The sequence below is a fragment of the Mucilaginibacter litoreus genome, assembly GCF_042676805.1.
Classification (GTDB): domain Bacteria; phylum Bacteroidota; class Bacteroidia; order Sphingobacteriales; family Sphingobacteriaceae; genus Mucilaginibacter; species Mucilaginibacter litoreus.
Map to the genome: position 1 here is coordinate 363,781 of NZ_JBHTHZ010000001.1, position 16,344 is coordinate 380,124.

19 protein-coding genes and 1 tRNA gene are annotated in these 16,344 nt (G+C 42.3%); 5 read left to right on the plus strand and 15 right to left on the minus strand.

Translation table 11 applies throughout. From position 1 onward, the window contains the following. Window positions 1-90 precede the first annotated feature (90 nt). Entirely contained in the window at window positions 91-1,194 is a 1,104-nt protein-coding gene (gene ychF, locus ACFQZX_RS01750; RefSeq protein ID WP_377111026.1) for a redox-regulated ATPase YchF, read from the plus strand. A 130-nt stretch (window positions 1,195-1,324) separates the two neighbouring features. Here ychF and ACFQZX_RS01755 read toward each other — a convergent pair whose 3' ends face one another. Next, a complete protein-coding gene (locus ACFQZX_RS01755) occupies window positions 1,325-2,179 on the minus strand; it encodes an oxidoreductase (protein ID WP_377111027.1) in 855 nt (284 codons plus the stop codon). A 166-nt stretch (window positions 2,180-2,345) separates the two neighbouring features. Here ACFQZX_RS01755 and msrA point away from each other — a divergent pair, with 166 nt between their 5' ends. Next, window positions 2,346-2,975 (plus strand): peptide-methionine (S)-S-oxide reductase MsrA, encoded by a 630-nt coding sequence (gene msrA, locus ACFQZX_RS01760; RefSeq protein WP_377111028.1) that lies wholly within the window; start codon window positions 2,346-2,348, stop codon window positions 2,973-2,975. Next, a complete protein-coding gene (msrB, locus tag ACFQZX_RS01765) occupies window positions 2,972-3,490 on the plus strand; it encodes a peptide-methionine (R)-S-oxide reductase MsrB (protein ID WP_377111029.1) in 519 nt (172 codons plus the stop codon). Before msrA ends, msrB begins: the two co-directional genes overlap by 4 nt. A 102-nt stretch (window positions 3,491-3,592) precedes the next feature. Here msrB and ACFQZX_RS01770 read toward each other — a convergent pair whose 3' ends face one another. From ACFQZX_RS01770 to ACFQZX_RS01780, 3 genes are all read right to left on the minus strand, one after another. After that, window positions 3,593-3,988: a VOC family protein gene (locus tag ACFQZX_RS01770; protein WP_377111030.1), complete on the minus strand. Its 396-nt coding sequence runs from the start codon at window positions 3,986-3,988 to the stop codon at window positions 3,593-3,595. A gap of 153 nt (window positions 3,989-4,141) precedes the next feature. Then, window positions 4,142-6,535: a M1 family metallopeptidase gene (locus ACFQZX_RS01775; protein ID WP_377111031.1), complete on the minus strand. Its 2,394-nt coding sequence runs from the start codon at window positions 6,533-6,535 to the stop codon at window positions 4,142-4,144. Window positions 6,536-6,564: 29 nt separating this feature from the next. After that, window positions 6,565-7,143 carry a HupE/UreJ family protein gene (locus tag ACFQZX_RS01780; protein WP_377111032.1) on the minus strand — a complete coding sequence of 193 codons (579 nt, stop codon included), beginning with the start codon at window positions 7,141-7,143 and terminating at the stop codon, window positions 6,565-6,567. Between the two features lie 64 nt (window positions 7,144-7,207). Here ACFQZX_RS01780 and ACFQZX_RS01785 point away from each other — a divergent pair, with 64 nt between their 5' ends. Then, window positions 7,208-7,720, plus strand: a complete 513-nt coding sequence (locus tag ACFQZX_RS01785; protein WP_377111033.1) for a DUF6702 family protein — start codon at window positions 7,208-7,210, stop codon at window positions 7,718-7,720. Between the two features lie 256 nt (window positions 7,721-7,976). Here the strand turns inward: ACFQZX_RS01785 and ACFQZX_RS01790 are convergent, their stop codons facing one another. Both ACFQZX_RS01790 and ACFQZX_RS01795 read right to left on the minus strand, forming a co-directional pair. Further along, window positions 7,977-9,227 carry a sensor histidine kinase gene (locus ACFQZX_RS01790; RefSeq protein ID WP_377111034.1) on the minus strand — a complete coding sequence of 417 codons (1,251 nt, stop codon included), beginning with the start codon at window positions 9,225-9,227 and terminating at the stop codon, window positions 7,977-7,979. Next, window positions 9,224-9,901 (minus strand): response regulator transcription factor, encoded by a 678-nt coding sequence (locus tag ACFQZX_RS01795; RefSeq protein ID WP_377111035.1) that lies wholly within the window; start codon window positions 9,899-9,901, stop codon window positions 9,224-9,226. Before ACFQZX_RS01795 ends, ACFQZX_RS01790 begins: the two co-directional genes overlap by 4 nt. A 115-nt stretch (window positions 9,902-10,016) precedes the next feature. Between ACFQZX_RS01795 and ACFQZX_RS01800 the strand changes: the two genes are divergently transcribed. After that, entirely contained in the window at window positions 10,017-10,679 is a 663-nt protein-coding gene (locus tag ACFQZX_RS01800) for a cytochrome b/b6 domain-containing protein (RefSeq protein ID WP_377111036.1), read from the plus strand. A gap of 4 nt (window positions 10,680-10,683) precedes the next feature. Here the strand turns inward: ACFQZX_RS01800 and ACFQZX_RS01805 are convergent, their stop codons facing one another. The 9 genes from ACFQZX_RS01805 to ACFQZX_RS01845 form a co-directional block, all read right to left on the minus strand. Beyond that, window positions 10,684-11,373, minus strand: coding sequence for a VIT1/CCC1 transporter family protein (locus ACFQZX_RS01805; RefSeq protein ID WP_377111037.1), 690 nt, complete (start codon window positions 11,371-11,373; stop codon window positions 10,684-10,686). 7 nt (window positions 11,374-11,380) lie between these two features. Then, entirely contained in the window at window positions 11,381-12,640 is a 1,260-nt protein-coding gene (locus ACFQZX_RS01810) for a DUF3570 domain-containing protein (protein ID WP_377111038.1), read from the minus strand. 22 nt (window positions 12,641-12,662) lie between these two features. Beyond that, window positions 12,663-12,887 carry a DUF4266 domain-containing protein gene (locus ACFQZX_RS01815; protein ID WP_377111039.1) on the minus strand — a complete coding sequence of 75 codons (225 nt, stop codon included), beginning with the start codon at window positions 12,885-12,887 and terminating at the stop codon, window positions 12,663-12,665. A 5-nt stretch (window positions 12,888-12,892) separates the two neighbouring features. Beyond that, a complete protein-coding gene (locus tag ACFQZX_RS01820) occupies window positions 12,893-13,843 on the minus strand; it encodes an FAD:protein FMN transferase (protein ID WP_377111040.1) in 951 nt (316 codons plus the stop codon). Next, on the minus strand, window positions 13,830-14,264 hold the full coding sequence (locus ACFQZX_RS01825; protein ID WP_377111041.1) for a thioredoxin family protein: 435 nt from the start codon (window positions 14,262-14,264) through the stop codon (window positions 13,830-13,832). Before ACFQZX_RS01825 ends, ACFQZX_RS01820 begins: the two co-directional genes overlap by 14 nt. Window positions 14,265-14,468: 204 nt before the next feature. Then, window positions 14,469-14,540: transfer RNA gene (locus ACFQZX_RS01830), tRNA-Arg, on the minus strand. A gap of 236 nt (window positions 14,541-14,776) precedes the next feature. After that, on the minus strand, window positions 14,777-15,220 hold the full coding sequence (locus tag ACFQZX_RS01835; protein WP_377111042.1) for a carboxymuconolactone decarboxylase family protein: 444 nt from the start codon (window positions 15,218-15,220) through the stop codon (window positions 14,777-14,779). Between the two features lie 159 nt (window positions 15,221-15,379). Beyond that, window positions 15,380-15,952 carry a Crp/Fnr family transcriptional regulator gene (locus ACFQZX_RS01840; protein ID WP_377111043.1) on the minus strand — a complete coding sequence of 191 codons (573 nt, stop codon included), beginning with the start codon at window positions 15,950-15,952 and terminating at the stop codon, window positions 15,380-15,382. Then, window positions 15,952-16,344, minus strand: a complete 393-nt coding sequence (locus ACFQZX_RS01845) for a hypothetical protein (RefSeq protein ID WP_377111044.1) — start codon at window positions 16,342-16,344, stop codon at window positions 15,952-15,954. Before ACFQZX_RS01845 ends, ACFQZX_RS01840 begins: the two co-directional genes overlap by 1 nt.

The following is a 16,344-nucleotide window of genomic DNA, read 5'->3' on the forward strand; positions in this document are numbered from 1 at the left end:
TTGAGTGCGTAGTTGATTGAGTGAATGGTTAAATTCATATATCAACATAACAACCGCCCTCCAGTCAGCTTAATCAACTAATAGCAAAACATGGGTTTACAATGTGGTATAGTGGGTTTGCCAAACGTAGGCAAGTCTACACTTTTTAACTGTTTATCAAATGCTAAGGCACAGGCGGCTAACTTCCCGTTTTGTACTATAGAGCCAAATGTAGGTGTAATTACCGTTCCGGATGAGCGCCTGACCAAACTTACCGAGATAGTAAATCCTAAAAACGTTGTACCGAACACTATTGAGATTGTTGACATTGCCGGTTTGGTAAAAGGTGCCAGCAAAGGCGAAGGCCTGGGTAACCAGTTTCTGGGAAACATCCGTGCTACAAATGCTATTATCCACGTACTGCGCTGCTTTGATAACGATAACGTGATACACGTTGATGGTTCTGTAGACCCGATACGCGACAAAGAGATCATCGACACCGAATTACAACTGAAAGATCTTGAATCGATAGATAAAAAGATACAGAAGGTTGAAAAGATGGCTAAAACCGGCGGTGATAAAGAAGCTAAAAAAGCTTATGAAATTGCACTCGTGTATAAAAACCATCTGTTAGCGGGCAAATCGGCACGTACTGCACCTGTTGCCGAAGAGGATAAAGAATATATAGCCGACCTGTACCTGCTTACCGCTAAACCGGTATTGTACGTATGTAACGTAGACGAAGCATCTGTTAACACAGGCAATGCTTATGTAGAAAAGGTGCGTGAGGCGGTTAAGGAAGAAAACGCAGAGGTTTTGATCATCTCCGCACAGATAGAGTCGGAAATATCACAGCTGGAAACTTACGAGGAGCGCCAGATGTTCCTGGATGATTTAGGCCTGACCGAATCGGGCGTTAACAAGCTGATTAAAGCCGCTTACAAATTGTTAAACCTGGCTACTTACTTCACAGCAGGTGTACAGGAAGTACGCGCGTGGACCATTACACAGGGCTTTACCGCACCGCAGGCAGCCGGCGTTATCCATACCGATTTTGAGAAAGGGTTTATCCGCGCTGAAGTAATTAAATACGAAGATTTTGTTAAGTATAACGGCTCTGAAGCTGCTATTAAAGAAGCCGGTAAAATGGGGGTAGAAGGTAAAACCTATGTGGTAGAAGATGGGGACATTATGCACTTTAGGTTTAATGTTTAATAACTTTATAATTAAAAATCGAATTATGAACGTCTAATTACAAATATTGAACAGAAAACCCTTCAAAATTTTACATTCGGGATTCATCATTCAATATTACATAAGAAAAGCCCCGATTGGGGCTTTTCTTTTATCGTTCATTTTCCGGGAAGTCTGCCCCGAAGGTCAAATCCTTATATTCTTCAAAATTTTGCTTAAGCATATCCAGCTTCTCGTTGGCCATATTGTAAGCCATCTCGCCAAGTAGCAACCTGAGTTTTGTATCACCAGATTCTACGGCATCAATTATAGCCTGTGAGCCGCGTACAGGGTCGCCAACCTGTTTACCGCTGCTTTCTAAACTGGCTGCCATGCGTTTGCCAATAGTTTCTTTATAATCATCTAACTGAGTCTCTGTCCGCGCGGTTGAACGGCCCGCCCAGTCGGTACGGAAAGGCCCGGGCTCTACTATCAGCACCTTAATACCTAAAGACGCCACTTCCTGCGATAGCGACTCGGATAGTCCCTCAACAGCAAATTTTGTAGCATGATAAAAACCGGTAGCCATAAAAGCGCGCAGCCCGCCAATGGATGAGAAATTAACAATGTGCCCCTTGCGGTTTTTGCGCATACCTGGCAGCACAGCCTGTGTCATAGCCACCAAACCAAAAAAGTTGGTTTCAAACTGTGCACGAATTTTCTCTTCCTCTCCCTCCTCTATACTGGTAAAATAGCCGTAGCCTGCGTTGTTTACCAGTACATCTATTTTACCAAACTTTTCCTCTGTCCGTTTAACAGCATCAGCTACTTGCGCTTTATCTGTAACGTCAAGTTGCAATACCAGGGAGTTGTCTTCATTTCCCTTTGCAAGGTCTTTGATCTTTTCTGTATCGCGGGCCGTGATAACTACATTATAATTTTTATCTAACAGCAGTTTAACCAGTTCGCGCCCAAACCCGGTAGAACATCCGGTTATAAACCAAACTGGTGTATTTGTATTTTCCATTTGTATTAACTTAGTGTTATCATAAAACCAGTTTTGCAATATAGAGTTTGCTTTTATCTGGTATGTTTTGTCAACCAAGTATCATAAACCCTATTATGTTATAACTTGTAAATTCTTTATGGCCTAAATCTCGTTAGTTATATATAAATCAAGGATATTAATAATCATGATAAGAAAATCAGTAACGTTTATATTAGGTGTAATTCTTTCTTTTTCGGCATTTGCCGGTACCGGGATAAAAGCATCAACCAAGCCTGCCAAGCTCGATACGGCAACATTTGCTACCGGTTGCTTTTGGTGTACCGAAGCCAAATTTCAGCAATTAAAAGGTGTTAAAAGTGTTACTTCCGGCTTTACGGGCGGTAATGTCGCCAACCCGTCTTACAGGTTGGTTTGCACAGGTACTACCGGCCATGCCGAGGCATGTAACATTGTCTACGATCCAGCAGTGATTAGCTATGACGAACTATTGGAAGCCTTTTTTGTGGCCCATGATCCTACTCAGCTTAACCGCCAGGGCAATGATGTTGGCACACAGTACCGCTCGGCCATATTTTATCATAACGCTACACAAAAGCAGAAAGCCGACTACTATATCAGTAAGTTAAACGCCGAAAAGGTCTACAAAAACAAAATAGTTACTCAGGTGGCACCCTTCAAGGTATTTTATAAGGCCGAAGATTACCACCAAAACTACTTTAACCAAAACGGCAGCCAACCCTATTGTAAATATGTAATACAACCCGAGCTGGAAAAATTTAAAAAAGTATTCAAGAACAAAATAAAAACTAAATGAAAAAGATAACACTGGTTGTTTCTTTAATTTTTGCGGTTACTACGGCATTTTCGCAGCAATTGAAGACAAATAAAGGCCATGCTAATAATCCATATTACTCCAATACAGATACCCGGCATTTGAATGTATCTAATGCAGAGTGGAAAAAGATTTTACCACCGGCTTTATATGCCACCGCACGCGAGCAGGCTACCGAGCGCCCTTTTACAGGGAAATTTTGGAATGCCAATGCAAAGGGTACTTATTACTGTGCTGTTTGCGGTAACAAGCTATTTCGCTCTGACGCTAAATTTGCAAGTGATTGTGGCTGGCCAAGCTTTTTTGAACCATCACGCAAAAATGCTGTGTTGTACAAGCAAGACCATTCTGTAGGGATGGATCGTATTGAAGTGATTTGCGCCCGTTGCGACTCGCACCTGGGACATATTTTTGACGATGGCCCGCCGCCTACAGGTAAAAGATATTGCATGAATTCCGTTTCGCTGGATTTTCAGCCGGATGGCTTTGGGAAATAACCAGTACTGAAAGGAAGGATTTTTTAATAACCCCTCTCCACCCTCTTTGCGTGTGCGGTAAGAGGGTGGTTTAGTGGAGGGAAGACCGGGTGAGTCAGTAAACTACATTTCTGTATCCGTTTCTTCTTTTGGCTCCCAAAGCTCTATCATGTTGCCTTCCGGATCAAGCACGTGTATGAATTTGCCATAATCATAATCCGCTATCTCATCAACAATGGTCACGTTTTCTTTTTTAAGCTCATCAACCAGTGCAGAAAGATTTTCCACACGGTAATTGATCATAAAAGGCTTGGTTGAAGGATTAAAGTATTTGGTATCCTGCGGGAATGTGCTCCAGGTTGTTGATCCTTTTCGCGACGGATTATCGGCTTCCCTCCACTCAAACGTTGTCCCATAATCGCTGGTTGGCAGCCCAAGGTTTTTAGCGTACCATTCGTTCATTGCTTTCGGGTTATCGCATTTAAAAAAAATGCCACCAAGGCCGGTTACCTTTTTCATATTTAATATTGTTGTAAGTTGAGATTGAAGTTATATAAATTAAATCATTATAAATGCCAGTTGCGATAGCATTTAAAATATTTTTTAGCTTTTCACTGGTACCAAATAAAAACGGCCGCAATTGCGGCCGTTTTTATTTGGGTTATATTTAAATTATTTAGAGGCTGAAACCTGCATTGGGTTAATACCACTTGACTGGCCACGCACCGGCCCGCCTGTTTTTTGTTTAAACAGTTGGAATTTTGATGGTTCGGGCATTTTACCCCAGTAATTGTTACTCTCATCAATATCGGCGGTCTCGCGCATTGGGTCGAGTTTGATAGAAGCTACTTCCTTATCGTGGATATAGAATTTTGAAGCTGTCTTCTCATTCAATCTCCATATCTGTACAGGTATACGGTCTACCCACTTGGTTCCGTCTTTAAAAGTAAACTCAACTATAATAGGCATCACCAAACCACCTTTGTTGGTAAAGTTCAACTCGTAAAAATATTTACTGTTATATTTAGCTTTATCGGCATCGTTCAATGGCTCTACATAAGCATCAGGTGCCGGCTGAGCTTTAACCATAGCTTCGAATTTAGCTGTATCTACCTTAACCATGCCCCTGTCATACTTCCAGTAAAAATCATGAGTTGCGGTATCAAGATCTGTTTCAAACCTGATATTTTTATCAGTACGGTTACGTACTTTAGATATATCCTCAAAATCGTTAACCGCAGGTGGTGCAACCTTAGCAGCGCCACGTTGCCTCATTGCAGGTAGTTTAGCGTCAACGTCAGCTTTGGCATATTTAACAGAGTCCAGAGAAATATCAACAGGGTCGGTACCGTAGAACCATCCTCTCCAGAACCAATCCAGGTCCTCACCACTGGCATCTTCCATAGTACGGAAAAGGTCGGCAGGTGTGGGATGTTTAAATGCCCAGCGGCGTGCATACTCTTTAAAGGCATAATCAAACAGTTTGCGGCCCATAATGGTCTCGCGCAGGATGTTTAAAGCTGTAGCAGGTTTAGAGTATGCGTTAGGGCCAAAGCGAACTATATTCTCAGAATTGGTCATGGTTGGCTCCAATTCGTTTTTTGGCAATTTCATATAGTCAACAATGGTATAGGCCGCTCCTTTTTTGCTTGGGAATTTGTTATCCCAACGCTCTTCGGTTAGGTATTCAACAAACGAGTTAAGGCCTTCGTCCATCCATGTCCACTGGCGTTCGTCGCTGTTAACAATCATCGGGAAGAAGTTGTGGCCAACTTCATGAATGATTACGCCGATCATACCATTTTTAGTGCTTTCACTGTAAGTCCCGTCCTTTTCGGTACGGCCGTAGTTAAAGCATATCATAGGATACTCCATACCGTTTGATGCCTCTACAGACTGTGCAACAGGGTATGGATAAGGGATAGAAAAATCTGAATAAGTTTTGATGGTATGCGCTACCAGGCGGGTTGAGTATTTGCTATACAGGTTATAAGCCTCTTTACCATAGTAACTCATACACATAGTATTGTGGCCGCCTACCTTTACGCCCATCGCATCCCAAACAAATTTACGGGATGATCCCCATGCAAAATCGCGAACATTGTTAGCCTGAAAAACCCAGGTTTTTTTAGCGGTAGCCGGTGCTTTTTCTGCCGCTTTGGCTTCTGCAAGGGTAACAATCTCAACCGGCGTTGCAGATGTTTTTGCTTTAGTATAGCGGGCCAGCTTTGCAGGGCTCAGCACAGCGCTGTAATTGATACATTCGCCGGTAGCGCCAACAACGTGGTCTGCAGGAACGGTCATTTGTACATGGAAGTTACCAAAGGTTAAGGCAAACTCTCCACGGCCTGTAAACTGATGGTTTTGCCACCCCTGAAAATCGCTGTAAACGCAAAGACGAGGGTACCATTGTGTCATGGTGAACAGGTAGTTACCATCCTCCGGGAAAAACTCATACCCTCCGCGACCGCCAACGGTCATACGGTCGGTTATTTTATAGTTCCAGTCAACATTAAATACAAACTGGGCACCTGGTTTTAATGGCGCAGGCAAATCTATACGCATCATGGTTTTGTTGATGGTATAGCTCAGTTTTTTACCAGTTGCATCGGTAAGACGGGTTATCACATCACCAAGGCCATTATCTGCATCTCCGTTACGGGCAGCATTTCTGTCTACATTTTGGGTGGTTGTGGCCCGAGGCATACCAGAGCTGCTTTGGTAACCGGAGTTATTAATGCTGCTATGCTCGTTCTCATCCAACTGCAGCCAGATATAGGTTAACGGGTCTGGCGAGTTATTATAGTAAGTAATTGTTTCAGAGCCGGTAAGCTTCAGGTTTTTTTCATCAAGTTCGCACTTGATGTTATAATCGGCACGTTGCTGCCAGTATTTAGCACCTGGGGCGCCGCTCGCAGTCCGCTGTTCATTGGGCGTACTTAAAATTGTGCCTAACTGCTCAAACTTGTTACCGTGGTTACTGCCCGGATTGTTTTGTATATTTTGTGCCAGGGCCGCACTACATATACTTGCTGAAAGAAGAAAGCTGGTAAAAATTCGCTTCATTTATATGTGGTTTAAAAATCAAATTTAAATTAATTTGGCAACCTTTCAAGCGCCATTTGTACAGATAACGCAAAAACACCTGCCGAAATAAAAAACACCCAATCGCGACGGGTTACACGCAGCATATTATTAAACAGCGAGGCCAGTAATAATACAATGGCAACTACTACAATCTGCCCTGCTTCGAGCCCCAGGTTAAAGCCAAAAAGCCCCCAGCCTATGGTTTGGTCTTGCGCTAACATGATACGTATACTGTTGGCAAACCCCATTCCGTGTATCAACCCAAAAAACAGGGCCAGCCAGTAATTTACATTTACGCCGCCGTTTTTTTCATTTACCCGCCAAAGGTTATTTATTGCCGTTATAAATATGGTGCATGGTATTAAAAATTCTACCCATTTGCCTGGAAACCTGATCACATCCAACACGCTTAAAGCCAGGGTAAGCGAGTGGCCAATGGTAAAGGCTGTTATCAATATCAACACCTGTTTAACATTTTTAAGTGTATAAACCGATGCAAGCGCGAGTATGAACAATTGATGGTCTAAAGCATCGGTACTGATAATGTGTTTCCATCCCAGTCCGAAATAAAAACCAATATCAGACATAATATTTATTTAATGAAAGCGTAAATTTAACAGCTTTTAGCTATAAATAAATTGTACAGCCGCTATGACTGCTTTTTTAAGTAAATCTCTATTATATTGTTACATTATTACCGGCCTTTTTACTGTAAAGCCTGTATTCCATCCTTTGCATGTCAGTACTACCGATGTAAGCTTTAACAGCAGCGACAAACAAATGGAAGTAATATGCACAATTTTTACTGATGATTTTGAAGATGCGCTTGAAAAACAATTTCATACCAAAGTTGATCTAAGCCGAGAGGATATGCACAAAGCAATGGATGTACTTGTAAAAAACTATATTAACAGCCACTTACAATTAAAAGCTAATACTGCCGCGCTGCCCTTGAATTACCTGGGTTTCGAGATCAACAGGGAGGCGGTTAATATTTATCTGGAATCGGCAAAAATAAATACACCCAAGAGCATTGATGCGCAGGTTACCTTACTACAGAGCCTTTATGCCGATCAATTGAACATTGTACACATGACGGTTAACGGCACCCGTAAAAGCACCCGGCTTGACGCCCCTGCAAAACAGGTTACTCAGAGTTTTTGATGCCTTAAACCTAAATTCAAATTATCGGCTTAATAATCCCTTAGACGTGCTGATTATTAATACCGCCTGAGATTACACCTGCAAAGTAATGCGCCTACTTTAAACAAGGGAACAACAAATTTTACCCGCCACCATAAAGCAGGTACCTGGCTTACGTCTGGACCCACGCGCTGTACTTACGGTAATACAAACCGGCACCGCATATTAAAGGTGGCATTAATTTAAAGGCAAAAAACAGTTTACGATTTTGAAAATTTCAATTGAACATTACTGAAAAAACATGCGTGTCAATTTCATATTCATAATTGACTGAATAACCGTAGTAGCTACAAATTTTACGTACCATGGCCAAACCCAGGCCGGTACCCTGTGATCCGCTCCCTTTTTTGAACCGCTCAAATAACTGTCGTTCATTAAGGTTTCCGCGTGGGCCGCTGTTCTTAATAATCAGATAATCCTTTGTAAGCTTAATAACTATATGACCATGAGCATGGTTATGGCGAATAGCGTTGCTTAAAAGGTTGTTCAGCATGATATCGATAAGATATTTACTGGCAATGATCTCGCAGTAAACCAGTTCATGTTGCAAACTGAGTTGCTTACTCTGCATAAGCTCCTGAAACTGGCTGATTTTCTGAAAAATCAGGGCTTCAAGATCAATTGACTCCTGCTCATTGATAAGCTGGTTTTCTAACTTGATCAATAATAAAAGAGATTGGTTAAGCCTTGCCGACCGGCTGATGGAGGTATAAATATCATTTATCTGTTCCAGTTGCACCGCGTTTAACGATTCGTCCTGTATCAGGATATCCAATTTGGTGGTCGCTACGGCAAGCGGGGTCATTAATTCATGTGAGGCGTTCTCGGTAAATTGTTTTAGGCTTTGGTAATCTTCTTTTACCCGTGCGGCCATTTCATAAATAGCCCGGTTAAGTTCGGCAAACTCATCTACTTTACTATCAATAATCTCGAAACGGGGCACTTCAGATACATTGAACATCTTTACTTGTTGCAACGTTTGAAAGAATGGACGCCATAAACCGGTAAGCACATATTTGTTGATCACAAAAAGGCTTATCACAAGGCAGGTAATCAATATCAACGTAATAATGCCGATGACACCAATCAATTCGTGCGTGCCTTCACGTGAATTTGTAATAGTAACCAGGTAATTTTGCCCGTTAACTTTAATGATATCCTGTACAGACCTTGCCGGCTCTGGCCTTTTTTCATACAGATTAAAATAGACCGTATCATAGTATCGCCTGGCAAACACAGCCTGGCCGGTACTTTCGAAAATAACGTGGTCTTTATCCTCATCATATTGCTGTGGAGATACGCCTGATCGTGCATACTCTTCGGCTTCATAAAGGGCTTGAGTAAGACTTTTATCCAGTTGTCTAACAGCTATATATTGAATTGCAAAGTAATAGATCACTCCCCCTATAAAAAGCACCATCAAACTGGTTAGTATACCAGCTTTATTATAATGTGCAGACAGTTTCATTTAGCGGTGAATTTGTAGCCTATACCGTAAACAGACCGCAGATAATCGTGGCAACTCGCATCTAAAAGTTTTTTACGCAGATTTTTGATATGGGTATAAATAAACTCATAATTATCATGCATATCCATTTCATCACCCCACAAGTGTTCAGCTATTGCGCCCTTAGAAATCACCCTGTCTTTGTTGGCTATAAAGTATAAAAGCATGTCAAATTCCTTTTTGGTTAGTATAACCACATTTTCATTAACGGCTACAGTGCGTGCCATCAGGTCTATACTTATTTCATTAAATGTCAACTGGTTATGGGTACTCATTAACTTTCTTCTGAAAACTGCCATTAAACGCGCTTTCATCTCCGCCAGATGAAAGGGTTTAGTAAGGTAATCGTCTGCTCCAAAGTTCAGCCCATTGATCTTATCATCCAGAGAATTACGCGCGGAAATGATAATTACCGATTCTTTTTTATTGTGTTTCTTCAGATAATCTAAAATTTCAAAACCTTCCCCATCTGGCAGGCCGATATCCAGCAGGATGCAGTCGTACTCGTAATTAGCCAGTTTATCTGTAGCGGCAGAAAGGTTGTTACTGCTCTCACAAATATTACCGTCCACATTTAAATAACCCGTGATATTTTCACGCAGTCCTTTTTCATCTTCAATTACCAGGATTTTCAACGGTGCTTTTTATCAAATATAACCATCAAATTTGAAGATAGTCTGTAGTAAAATAGGTGCTTCAGTTTTTCTTCAATATTACTGTATAACTTAGGTTTCAAATAGCATTCTGATTATGACCCTGATCGAGCCTATACGCCAAAACCCGCAGCATACCAAAAAATACTCTTCGCCGTTGCGTTTATGGCATTGGGGCAATGCCCTGGTTATTTGCGGATCGCTGATCACGGTGTTGATTAATTCTACGTTATCTGATCGCATTAACATTACGAAAGTAGTACAAAATGAGTTGAACCATGGCGGAATTACTGTTTCGGCCAAACAGGCCGGTTCAATTAGCCATACGCTGAGCGGCCAGGTTTGGAAAATACACGCTTATTTTGGCTATGCACTTGCCGGCTTGTTATTATTAAGGTTGGTAATGGAATTTTTCCAGCAGGCAGATCAAAAGTTGATACGCAAAATAAAAGCAGCTTATTACCATTATAAAGCAACAAAAGCAAACCGTAAACTTTACCAACACGAGCTAACGGTTAAAACAATCTATGCAGTATTTTACTTGCTGCTTATCATAATGGCAATTACCGGCTTGTTTCTGGCTTTTGAGGACTTACTGGCACCGTATAAGGCTATCCGCCATACTGTAAAAGAAATACATGGTTTTTGCATGTACTTCATCATCGCCTTTATTGTGATACACCTCATAGGTGTTTACCTGGCAGAACGAAGAGGCAGCGCTGGCATTGTATCAGACATGATCAACGGCGGTAAAGCCTGAACAGTTATTTACCGTTAATAAGTTTAGCCATTGTAAATGCCGCCCCGGCAGCCAAAGCACCAATAACCACTACTTTTAAGGCACCCGCAAATGCAGGCTGCCCCGTCATTCGGCTCTTAAAATAGCCAAAAATAAACAGGCAAAGCACCGTAACTATACATGAATATCCTAATGCAGTTTGCGCATTGCTGATGAAAAGGTAAGGAGATAGCGGAATAATGCCACCAATTATATAAGAAACGCCAATTGTAAACGCACTTCTGGTAGCACGGTTGGGGTTTGGCTCTTCAAGCCCTAATTCGTAGCGCATCATAAAATCTACCCACTGCTTTTTGTCCTTTGCCAGTTCGTCTGCTATCTGGTTTTGTAAATGTTCAGACAAACCAAAACCGGCAAATACCTCTCTCACTTCAATTTTCTCCTGCTCAGGCACACGCTCTATCTCTTCATACTCCCGCTTTAACTCCGACCGGTAATGGTCGGCCTCGGTTTTACCGGCCAGGTATCCGCCTAAACCCATAGCTATTGAGCCGGCAACAATCTCCGCAATACCAGCGGTTACAACCAGGCCTGAAGAACTGATGGCGCCGCTCAATCCCGCTGCCAACGCGAATGGGACGGTCAACCCATCAGACATACCGATAACGATATCTCTGATGATTTCTGAGCCGGTAACATGATGCTCAAGGTGCATATTCCAATTATTTAATTTTCATAGCTAAGGTAACAATATTGGAGTTTAACCCGTTAGACCTGGTATAGTGCCCCGCCCTTATTTCGAGCGAACTGAAATGCTGCCAGCCAAAAACGCCTTTAGGCGGCGAAAGCCGAATATTAGCACCAAAGAAATTACTGGAAAGGCTGGAAAGGTCGTAATCGCTTGTGTAATATTTTTCTTCTGGACTGTGCTGCCCGTAAGGCGCAAAATAGCGTGTTCCCTGCTGATCTGTAAACCTGTAGTAAGGGCTGACAGATACAAATGAGGTTAGTTTTACGGGCACTTCCAATTCGGCGGTGTTTGCCCTGATACCCCAGTTATCTGTATAATAACGGTAAAAAGCACGAATGATGAACCGATCATCAAGAAAGTAATTTAATCTTACCGCTATAGGCAATTTATAACGGCTGCCTGGCAAGATTTCTACCCGCTCATTAAAAATGTTGTTGGCTGGCCCTACACCGGTAGCAAAATTGCTGTTAAAATATACCCGCTGATATTGTGTAGCCAATAAACCCTTTTGGTACGAAGGCTCAATAATAATGGCGGCCTGCAGCCGTGTGCTAATTACCTGTGATAAAGAAAACAAAGTACTAAAGGAGTTCCGTGGCTTATGATTGATTGTACCGCTACCCCTGTCATCGCTTTCAGAGCCCGAGCCGTAATCTGCCGGCCGTAATTCAACAGGCAGAATCACTTTCCATGTATCAAAAAAAGCCTGCGCCTTAAAATCAAATTGGGTATTTTTATCTTTGGATAAACGTGTTAAGTTTATCGCAGCACCAAACGACTGGTAATCATATTCCCGCGAATACGAACCGGTTAGCCCGAAAGCATTTCCGGTTTTATCATTTGACATTGTCCAGTTGAACGACGGGTATATACGGGTATCCTGCATGGAAGCGGAGGATACGGTATAAGGGTCAATTTTATCGGAAGAGGCTGAGGTGTAGTGGTCTACTCCCAATTCAAATAAAAAGGTATGCTTTTTACCGCTTGCACCGTACTTAGACATTTGCAGGTCGAAGGTATTGGCAAAGTCCGTGAGCTTTTCGGTTCCTATTCCACCGGTAACGGCAGAGTTATTCCCATCCTGATGATAATACGCCGATACCACATTAATTTCGTCTAACTTTAGTTTACGGGCTTCGTAATTACTGCTATCTTTAAAAGTAGCTTGTGGCCGGGTTTGCGCATGCGATACCACTATGCCTAAATACAAAGCGGCGATGCATAAATACATTTTCCTCATGTTGCTCTCTTAATTAGTTACAACCACAGCCACCGCCACTTTTGCCACCATTGGCACCTGATGCGCCTTCGCGGTACAACTGGAAACTTTGCTCAAACTTTTGCGACTTACGGGCCGTAAGATCCATCTCTGTATCATTTAGGCGGTTCTTCTGATAAGCCTTAACAGACGTGCAGGAGGGCAGGATCAAAGCCAGGCCTAAAGCAGTGAGCAATGTCCTTATAGTGGGGTATTTCATCGTAATTATTTAATGTTAATATTTTTTGAACAGAAGGCCTGGTTATTATCATTTATGATAACGCAGCCCATATGTGGCAATTGATCAATAAGGTTGAGGCCCACCTTTACCCCCATAACCATAACCGGTGTTGCCATCGCATCGGCCAGTTCGGCACTGGGGCATATAATGGTTACGCTTTTGATACCGGTAACAGGTAATCCTGTTTTAGGATCTATCGTATGCGAATATTTCTTTCCGTTTATTACAGCATACTTTTCGTAATTGCCCGAGGTAGCTACCGCCATGTTGCTGATATTTAAAGTAGAGAATGGAGATTGGGTTTGATCAGGGTCTGCAATGCCGATGGTCCATTGACGGCTATTAGGCGGTGTGCCCCAGGTAACCAGGTCACCTGCAGCGTTAACAATGCCGCTAATTACACCCCGCTGCTGCAAAACCGCACGAGCCCTGTCGGCAGCATAGCCTTTCCCAATTCCGCCGAAACCAATACGCATACCCTTCTCTTTCAAGTAAACGGTACAATTGGCTGCATCCAGTAAAACGTTGTTATAATTGATCAGCTTAACCGAGCTTTTGGCGGTTTCCGTATCCGGCAAAGCCTTCATGTTTACATCAAAGTTCCACAGGCTCTTATCAATAGAACCATAGGTGATATCAAAAGCGCCCTGGGTAAGTTTTGATAATTTTAAGGAACGGCTGATCAGGTCAAACACCTCCTGGTCAATCTTAACAGGTGCAATGCCGGCATTCCGGTTGATAGCCTGGGTTTGGCTATATTCATTAAAAGTGGTCAGTAGCTTTTCAATCCGGCTTATTTCGGCAACGGCAGCATCTATATGATCGTTCGCTGCATTTTCATCATTATCAACCACGCTGATGCCGAAACGGTTGCCCATTAACTTTAAGCTGCACTGATAAAGCCTCCCATCCAGTGGTTTTTCAATGTTGTGCATGGATGAATGGATCTATCTGCGCAATAAAATTTGCGGTTGATACATTAGGGAAGCCGTCCCATTCTTTCAATACCCTGCCATTCTCATCAACCAACAATGTATAGGGGAATTTTCCATCGGCGTTATACTTATCGGCCAGTGCTTCGTTTCGTTTTACCTGAGCCTTATCTAACTGGTTTTTCTTTTGACGCGGAAAATCGGCACGTACCAATACAAGGTGCTCGGTCGCGTACTGATCAAATTCCGGGGTTTCCAATATCTCCTTACGCAAACGGATACATGGCCCGCACCAGTCGGATCCGGAAAAATTGATCAAAATGAGCTTATGCTCTTTTGCAGCCTGCGCTTTGGCAGCATTAAAATCTCCCAGCCAGCCTATATTTGCAAATGCAGCTAAAAGGATAAATGCTAATATTTTCATCTTTATATGATTAACTTTCACTGTCCTACCTGTAGAACGAAGACAAGTTAAAGCTCAAAACTGTATTAAAACTGAAGTTGAAGAGTTCTACCAAGTTTGCAAGCACTCATTAAAAGCTTACGTAGTGGTAGCTATCGTTAAGACTGTGAGGCGAAAACTTATATGATTCAAAACAAAAAAGGCTGCGAATACAGCCTTTGAAAGTGTTCCCGACGAGATTCGAACTCATATCAGCTGAACCGGAATCAGCCATTCTATCCATTGAACTACGGGAACTTTAGACAGCAAATATAAAGGAATTTCCAATGTGTCAATCTGTATTATGATAATAAGTTAATACAAACCGGACCCATAAACTAAAATTCGGGTATTCGGCTGCAGCTATCCTTTAACACAGCAATGACCGCCTTTTGTTATATGTTCAATCTCGGGAACACACGTATAAATAAAAACTGCCTGAATTAATATCAGGCGGTTTTATTTATGAGACTGATGATAAATCGCGAATAATATTACTTCTGCAATGCAGGCTGCAAGTGCGTAGTTATGGCGATGCGGTTCCAGCCGTTGATGGTGATGATAGCCATAAGCACTTGCCCCAGATAGTTTGCTCCCAACACATCTAAAGCCCTGTTATAAGTGTCATCACTTACGCCGCCTTTACTTATCAGGGTAGCTTCTTCGGTGAGCGCTAAAATGGCCTGTTCCTTTTCATCAAAAAAAGGCGTATCCCTCCAGGCGCTAATGGTGTATAGGCGTTGTTCAGTTTCGCCTAATTTGCGGGCGTCTCGGTTATGCATATCCAGGCAATAGGCACAGCCGTTTATTTGTGATGTACGGATCTTGATCAATTCTTTATGTACGGGCGCAAGTTCGGTGCTGTTAACATAAGCTTCAAGCGCGGCCATTGCTTTGTATGCTTCAGGTTGGGTCTGTAATAAATTAACTCTTTTCATGATGTTGTTTGTTTATTTGATATCACAAAATTGCATACAAACATCCCCTCAAAAAATGAACTGAGTTTAAGAAAAGTCCGGAAGTTCTTAGTCGGAAGTCCGAAGTCAAAGACTGACAATTAAACTCCAGATTTTGACTTAAGACCTGGAACTTGCTACTTACACCTTCTTTCCTCTTATCCTGCTTAAAAACTGCGGGGTAAAGCCCAGGTAAGAGGCCAGCATGTATTGGGGCACACGCTGTACAAAATCAGGAAACATGGCGGTAAAATAGCGATAGCGCTCTTCATCTGTTTGATTGAAGATAAAGCCAATGCGCCGCTGGGCCGCTACGTAGGCACGTTGCATCATTATCCTGAAGTAAGTTTCCAGTTTGGGAACCTGCTTTAACAAAGCATCCTTGTATTTTGCATGCAGCAACAGTACTTCAGAGGCTTCGATGGTTTGAATATAAGTAGTTGCCGGCACCTGATTGGCCAAACTGTCCTGATCGGCAATCCACCAGCTTTCAAGGGCAAACTGCACAATTTGCTCGTTCAGTTTGGCGTTAACATAATACTGCCGTAAAAGCCCTGTTAAAACAAAGTATTCCCCTTTGCAGTGTTTACCCGGCTCCAGTATGATTTCCTTCTTTTTGAATCTTTTAAACTCCATCGCGTCGCAAACAACTGTTTGCTCATCGGGCGTTAGCTGCACATGGCGCTGTATATGGTCAATAAGCTGATTATACATCAGGGCAGTTTAAATTTAAAACTGAAATGCACCTTTTTACCGGTTTGCGTTTGATCGGTAATCGTCTCGCCATCTACCTTGACATAAGTATGCAATTTACTTTGTGGCGTAGTTTGCGGCAGCTTCACATCTACAGTAAAAGTTAGCTCCTTGTCGCCTGGCATGGTATATAGTTTATTAAGCGTGCCGGTATATTTTTCCTCTATAAACTTATTGTTGGGGCCCATATACGTTATTTTTGCAGTAGTACCCACAGGCACCTCGGTTACATATTCAACCTGGTAACTATCTTTTTTGGGTTTTTGCAACAACCCACGGTTCATGTTATAAACGGTATAACTGCAACTGCTTAAAATAAATGCGATAAAAGGCAGGTAAAGAATCTTCTTCAT

Coding starts and splice junctions, on each gene's coding strand:
- ychF (WP_377111026.1), top strand. CDS start 91: ATGGGTTTACAATGTGGTATAGTGGGTTTGCCAAACGTAGGCAAGTCT.
- ACFQZX_RS01755 (WP_377111027.1), bottom strand. CDS start 2,179: ATGGAAAATACAAATACACCAGTTTGGTTTATAACCGGATGTTCTACC.
- msrA (WP_377111028.1), top strand. CDS start 2,346: ATGATAAGAAAATCAGTAACGTTTATATTAGGTGTAATTCTTTCTTTT.
- msrB (WP_377111029.1), top strand. CDS start 2,972: ATGAAAAAGATAACACTGGTTGTTTCTTTAATTTTTGCGGTTACTACG.
- ACFQZX_RS01770 (WP_377111030.1), bottom strand. CDS start 3,988: ATGAAAAAGGTAACCGGCCTTGGTGGCATTTTTTTTAAATGCGATAAC.
- ACFQZX_RS01775 (WP_377111031.1), bottom strand. CDS start 6,535: ATGAAGCGAATTTTTACCAGCTTTCTTCTTTCAGCAAGTATATGTAGT.
- ACFQZX_RS01780 (WP_377111032.1), bottom strand. CDS start 7,143: ATGTCTGATATTGGTTTTTATTTCGGACTGGGATGGAAACACATTATC.
- ACFQZX_RS01785 (WP_377111033.1), top strand. CDS start 7,208: ATGACTGCTTTTTTAAGTAAATCTCTATTATATTGTTACATTATTACC.
- ACFQZX_RS01790 (WP_377111034.1), bottom strand. CDS start 9,227: ATGAAACTGTCTGCACATTATAATAAAGCTGGTATACTAACCAGTTTG.
- ACFQZX_RS01800 (WP_377111036.1), top strand. CDS start 10,017: ATGACCCTGATCGAGCCTATACGCCAAAACCCGCAGCATACCAAAAAA.
- ACFQZX_RS01805 (WP_377111037.1), bottom strand. CDS start 11,373: ATGCACCTTGAGCATCATGTTACCGGCTCAGAAATCATCAGAGATATC.
- ACFQZX_RS01810 (WP_377111038.1), bottom strand. CDS start 12,640: ATGTATTTATGCATCGCCGCTTTGTATTTAGGCATAGTGGTATCGCAT.
- ACFQZX_RS01815 (WP_377111039.1), bottom strand. CDS start 12,887: ATGAAATACCCCACTATAAGGACATTGCTCACTGCTTTAGGCCTGGCT.
- ACFQZX_RS01820 (WP_377111040.1), bottom strand. CDS start 13,843: ATGCACAACATTGAAAAACCACTGGATGGGAGGCTTTATCAGTGCAGC.
- ACFQZX_RS01825 (WP_377111041.1), bottom strand. CDS start 14,264: ATGAAAATATTAGCATTTATCCTTTTAGCTGCATTTGCAAATATAGGC.
- ACFQZX_RS01835 (WP_377111042.1), bottom strand. CDS start 15,220: ATGAAAAGAGTTAATTTATTACAGACCCAACCTGAAGCATACAAAGCA.
- ACFQZX_RS01840 (WP_377111043.1), bottom strand. CDS start 15,952: ATGTATAATCAGCTTATTGACCATATACAGCGCCATGTGCAGCTAACG.
- ACFQZX_RS01845 (WP_377111044.1), bottom strand. CDS start 16,344: ATGAAGAAGATTCTTTACCTGCCTTTTATCGCATTTATTTTAAGCAGT.